The 5,563-nt window shown below is 45.8% G+C and carries 5 protein-coding genes; 4 read left to right on the top strand and 1 reads right to left on the bottom strand.

Annotated features, from left to right (window positions below):
• The first annotated feature begins 24 nt into the window (after positions 1-24).
• From GXZ13_06770 to GXZ13_06760, 3 genes are all read left to right on the top strand, one after another.
• Positions 25-657 carry a hypothetical protein gene (locus GXZ13_06770; GenBank protein NLX75514.1) on the top strand — a complete coding sequence of 211 codons (633 nt, stop codon included), beginning with the start codon at positions 25-27 and terminating at the stop codon, positions 655-657.
• 342 nt (positions 658-999) lie between these two features.
• Entirely contained in the window at positions 1,000-2,628 is a 1,629-nt protein-coding gene (locus GXZ13_06765) for a malonate decarboxylase subunit alpha (protein ID NLX75513.1), read from the top strand.
• Positions 2,629-2,688: 60 nt separating this feature from the next.
• Complete coding sequence (locus GXZ13_06760) at positions 2,689-4,164, top strand: amidase (GenBank protein ID NLX75512.1); 1,476 nt, start codon at positions 2,689-2,691, stop codon at positions 4,162-4,164.
• A gap of 129 nt (positions 4,165-4,293) precedes the next feature.
• Here GXZ13_06760 and GXZ13_06755 read toward each other — a convergent pair whose 3' ends face one another.
• Positions 4,294-4,992 (bottom strand): xanthine dehydrogenase family protein molybdopterin-binding subunit, encoded by a 699-nt coding sequence (locus GXZ13_06755; GenBank protein NLX75511.1) that lies wholly within the window; start codon positions 4,990-4,992, stop codon positions 4,294-4,296.
• 10 nt (positions 4,993-5,002) lie between these two features.
• On the opposite strand from GXZ13_06755, the gene GXZ13_06750 reads away from it, so the two are divergent.
• Positions 5,003-5,563, top strand: a 561-nt coding sequence (locus tag GXZ13_06750; GenBank protein ID NLX75510.1) for an N-acyl-D-amino-acid deacylase, incomplete at its 3' end; no start/stop codon positions are given.

The following is a 5,563-nucleotide window of genomic DNA, read 5'->3' as shown; positions in this document are numbered from 1 at the left end:
GTTTTCAACCTCGCAGGTGTTCCTATGGACACATACATTAATGTAGTACCATTCTTGAACGCAGGTGGAGTGCACAAATGGATCAGCGGTATACTTCATCCCGAAGAAAGCTCATTAGCAAAATACGACTACGTAGATCAACTTTTGTCCAAGAGTACGGCAGGATCAAATGGATTGCTTTTTTTGCCATATCTTTCCGGCGAACGTTTTCCCGTCATGGATAGCGATACCAAGGGGTGCTATATCGGCGTCGTTAATGAAACCAGTAAAATGGATTTAGCACGTGCACCGTTGGAAGGAGTAGCTTTTTCTATCCGCCAAGGCCTTGAGGCGATTGGGGGAACACCTTCTCTGGTGACTTTGGTTGGTGGAGGGGCTAAAACCCCAGTCTGGCGGCAGGTATTAGCCGATACTTTAGACCAAAAGATCGTTGTGCCCTCGGGTTCTGAATATCTCCCTGCTCTAGCCATTGCCTCCTCGGTGTTGATTGCCCAAGGAGTAGAGCAAGATTATGGGAGTTTTATTCGTTCCATTGTTGAAGATACCCAGACGAAAACCTATTTGCCGGATCCGCAGGCAGTGTTGGTAATGGAAGCTCAATATCAGCGCTTCATAAAAATCCATCAAAGTGTAGCTCCTCTTTTCGAGTTAACTTAATATTGGTTGATAATTCGATAGACTAAACTATGGTCGAAAAAATATAGATTATTGACCTTATGAAGCTACTGAGTTTCTTCAGCTGCATTTTTCAACGAGCTTTTTTTCAAATGTGCAATAATCTTCTTATCTCACCTCTAGTCACGTATTTGCGATCCAGGTCCAGAACAAGTTGATTTTCGTGCCAGGCACGAAAATCAACTTACACGATTCAGATGCAATGAGGCGATATCTTTTAGACGAGATCTCCTATCTAGTGCTAAGATTAAATAAAGATCATTTGTACAATATTTGATCGTATAGTTTTGATGTGAAATCCCAGCAATAACGAGGAGGTTTACAATGAATTGGCATAAGAAATGCGATTTGAAGCAAGCTCGTCTAAGAGGTGCATCCCCCTACTTAAATCAAAAACAGATCAAATCTGAATCAATCGTTGATGCGCTTGAAGCTTTGATGCGTCCCGGAGATCGAGTGGTGATAGAAGGAGACAATCAGAAACAGGCAACATTTTTGGCGCAAGCTCTCACAAAAGTTAATTCCGACATAGTAAATGACGTCACGATGATAGTTCCTTCAATATCCAGGGACGAGCATTTAGATGTGTTCGACAAGGGCATCGCCAGTGAGATTAATTTTGCTTACGCCGGAAAGCAAAGTGTTCGTTTGGCAGATATGCTCGCAGAAAACAAATTAAAAATCGGCGCAATTCATACCTATCTTGAACTGTATTCAAGACTCTTTGTTGATCTCATACCCGACATTTGTTTTGTTGCGGCAGATCAGGCCGATCCGGATGGAAATTTATTTACGGGTTACAGCACGGAAGACACACCGACTTTGGTTGAAGCGGCGGCATTCCATCACGCAATTGTGGTTGTCCAGGCAAACGAGATTGTTGAGAGTGGCAAATTGCCACGCGTCGACATCCCGGGAGATTGGGTAGATTTATTCGTACTAGCCGATGAACCCTTCCAATTGGAAGCATTATTCACAAGAGATCCAAAAAAGATTCGTGATCAGCACATTCTGCAGGGAATGATGACGATCAAGGGTATTTACGCAAAACACGGAGTTACTTCACTTAACCATGGAATAGGCTACAACGCTGCAGCAATAGAACTGTTGCTGCCTACGTATGGTGAGGAACTTGGCCTGAAAGATAAAGTCTGTAAGAACTGGGTTCTTAACCCGCACCCGACTATGATTCCTGCAATTGAAAAGGGCTGGGTAGAAAGCATGTACACCTTTGGCGGAGAGATCGGAATGGAGCGCTACACGGAAGCTCGATCGGATATATTCCCGATCGGTCCAGACGGAACACTAAGATCAAATAGAGCTTTTGCACAGATTGCCGGACTTTATGGTATTGATCTTTTCCTCGGAGCAACATTACAAATGGACTATCTGGGCAACTCATCTACAGTCACTAGCGGACGTTTGACCGGATTCGGCGGAGCTCCAAATATGGGACACAACACATTAGGGCGCAGGCACACATCTCCTGCTTGGCTCGACATGATGCCCAATCCGGGAAATTCCTTACAGAGAGGCAAGAAGCTTGTAGTTCAGATGCTCACAAGTCAGGGACGTTTCGGCTTCAATTTCAAACCTGAACTAGATGCAGTCAAGATCGGTGAGGATAGCGGCTTTGCTGCGCCACCGGTCATGATTTATGGAGAAGATGTCACACATGTTGTCACAGAGCAAGGCATTGCGTACCTCTATATGGCTGAGACAGAAAATGAGCGCAGAGCTCTGTTAGCTGCTGTAGCCCAAGAGACACCACTGGGAGAATATGCGAGTAAAGCGGAGGTGGAAAAAATGCGCAAAGAAGGCAAAGTAGCCTTGCCGGATGATCTGGGAATAGATCCTGCCACCGCAACACATGAACGCCTAGCTGCCAGATCGTTGGATGAACTTGTTGAATGGTCAGGTGGCCTGTATGAAATCCCGGCCAGTTTTAAATAAGGTAATATTCAATCAGGTATAGAGGCGTTTTTCTTTTATGATGGGAAAAAGGAGATTGTCATGAATAAATTTAACGTGATGGAAGCAACGATTGCCCGAGTGCATGCCGCCATGAAAGCAGGAGAAGTGACAGCAGTGGAGCTTGTTTCTGCCTATCTAGACAGAATTACCGCTTATGATAAAAAGGGTCCGTCAATCAATGCCATAATCATGACTAATCCGCGAGCATTAGAAGAAGCTGCTGAACTTGATCGTTACTTAATAGAAAAAGGCGAATTGACTGGTCCTCTGCACGGTATTCCTGTTCTGCTAAAAGACAATGTTCAAACATTCGACATGCCGACGACAGCCGGCTCCAAATCTTTAGAAGGATTTATGCCTGAAGAAGATGCCTTTATTACAAGAAGGCTGCGACATGCTGGTGCAATTATCTTAGCGAAGACAAATCTGCATGAGTTTGCGATTTGGGGCGAGACTATCAGCTCGATCCTGGGACAGACTGTTAATCCCTACGATTTGACTAGGACTCCCGGAGGTTCATCCGGAGGAACAGGCGCGGCGATCGCAGCAAACATGGGTATAATCGGTATCGGGACAGATACGATCAACTCTATCAGAAGCCCGGCCTCAGCTTGTAGTGCAGTAGGATTTAGGCCTACGGTCGGTCTTGTGAGTCGTGCCGGAATTGTTCCGTACAGCATGACTCAAGATACAGCTGGACCAATTTGCCGTAGCGTCGAGGACTGCATTCGCACTTTGGATGTAATCGCAGGATATGATCCGGACGATGATGTAACAGCCTGGGGTGTCGGCAAACAACCCATAAGCTACCTGCCCTTTTTACGGAAAGACGGACTTGTCGGTAAGCGCTTGGGAGTATTGCGCAGCTTTTTCGGAACAGAAGCAATAAATGAGCAGGTGAACCAAGTAATGGCAGAAGCCTTGGCTGTTTTAAAGGAAGGCGGCGCCACATTGCTGGAGATTGGCGAAGAGATTGATTCAGATCGGATGATACAAGAAGTAAGCGTTCATTTTGATGATCTGAGGACAGACCTAAATGGCTATTTGTCGCAACTTGGGGCCGCTGCCCCGATTCATTCGGTGGAAGAGGTCCTTGAGAGCGGAAAGTACCATCCTGGGATTGAAGATAATCTCAAAAAGGCCCTTAAATTGGATGTCGGAACGCCCGAATACAATCAGAAGCTTCTTCGCCAGGGAGAGATGAGAACCAGAATAATGAAAATTATGGCGGACAATGAGCTCGATGCATTAATATATCCGCATCAACAGCAGCTTGTCTGTAAGATCGGAGAAGGACAGAAACAACGTAACGGGGTTCTCTGCTCAGCGACAGGCTTCCCTTCGGTAGTTGTTCCCGCAGGATTTGCGCCTTCGACCGACGCACCGATCGGCGTTCCAGTTGGTCTAGAGATAGCTGGCAAGCCCTTTACAGAGGCTATTTTAGTCGAAATTGCATACGCATTTGAGCAACTTGCTCAGTTTAGGCAAGCACCGGTATCTACTCCGTCGTTATAAGCTCCGCTGCGAATTGAGGAAATATTCCTTCGAAATAAGCTATCTGAAGCCATTCATAGTAGTAAATTAAAAAGAACCGCAGTCTATGCCTCGACTGCGGTTCTTTTGTCCCCCACTTAGGGATTAGATTTAATAAATGTCTTTCTTTCCACTCTTGATTCCGAGAGCAACATTCTCAGGAGTCAAAGGTAGTTTGTAAAAGTTGATGCCTGTAGCATCGTACAAAGCGTTGCCGATAGCAGACGGAATGGAGATCATCGTGTGTTCAGAGACACCTCTTGCACCGTAAGGACCGTTTAGCTGAGGGTTCTCAATATAGATCGGAACTACCTCAAGCGGCATGTCTTTCATGGTCGGGATTTTGTTGTCTGTGAATGAAGGATTAAGGAGGACGTTGTTTTCGTCAAACTTGTATCCTTCTAGGATCGCTGATCCGATACCCTGCACTACACCGCCCATGACCTGACTGTAGACCATTCTCTCATTGAGAATCTGTCCGGCGTCAAAGGCCGAGGCCACTTTCAGGACAGTGATCTCGCCTGAATGCACGTCAACTTCAATATCAACTGCATGACAACCAAAGGTCCAAGCCAGTGCGGGGTTGCCTTGTCCGGTCTCATGGTCTAGGTTTGTCAGTCTCTCTGCGGTGAAATAACCATGAGAAATTAGCGGACCGCCTATACCGTTACCATTAGGATAGGCATAGCCATAAGCCATGTTTTTGTAAGCTACACGCACTGAGGGATCATGTTTGTAAAAAATGTAGCCTCCGCCATGATCTAGGGATTCCTTTGAAAGTCTTAGGATCTGTCCTGCAATATCTTTCATTTGGTCAATCATGTCCCGTTGTGACATAATTGACCCTCACATCCATCTGGATAAAGTAAACATTCTTGACAGTGTCAGAAAGAATGTGACTGGCACCTTAACTGAAGCAATTGAGATCATATGGGATCGCAAGCGTCAGTACACAGACGAAGATGTTATTGAGCGCGCTGGACCGGTAGTTGAAGCTGCTATCAGGAACGGTACTTTAGCCATGAGAACTCACGTTGACATCGACACTGTAGGAGGTTTAAAACCCTTAAAGGGTGTTCTCTCTCTTCGTGAAAAATACAAGAATGTCATGACCATGCAGCTGGTTGCCTTTCCCCAGGAAGGAATTATTAAGGATCCCGGTTGCGACAAGCTCATGGATGAAGCTATGCAGATGGGGTGCGACATCGTAGGCGGAATGCCCGCCAATGAAAACACACCTGATGACAGCCTGGCTCACGTCAAGTATTGTTTTGATCTAGCTGAAAAGTACGATGCTGATGTTGATATGCATGTCGATGAGACAGATGATCCTTTCTATCGTACACTCGAAATGGTAGCTGATGAAACCATAAGGCGCGGT

The organism is Synergistaceae bacterium (assembly GCA_012728235.1).
Classification (GTDB): domain Bacteria; phylum Synergistota; class Synergistia; order Synergistales; family Synergistaceae; genus JAAYFL01.
This window is presented reverse-complemented; position numbering and strand designations above follow the sequence as displayed.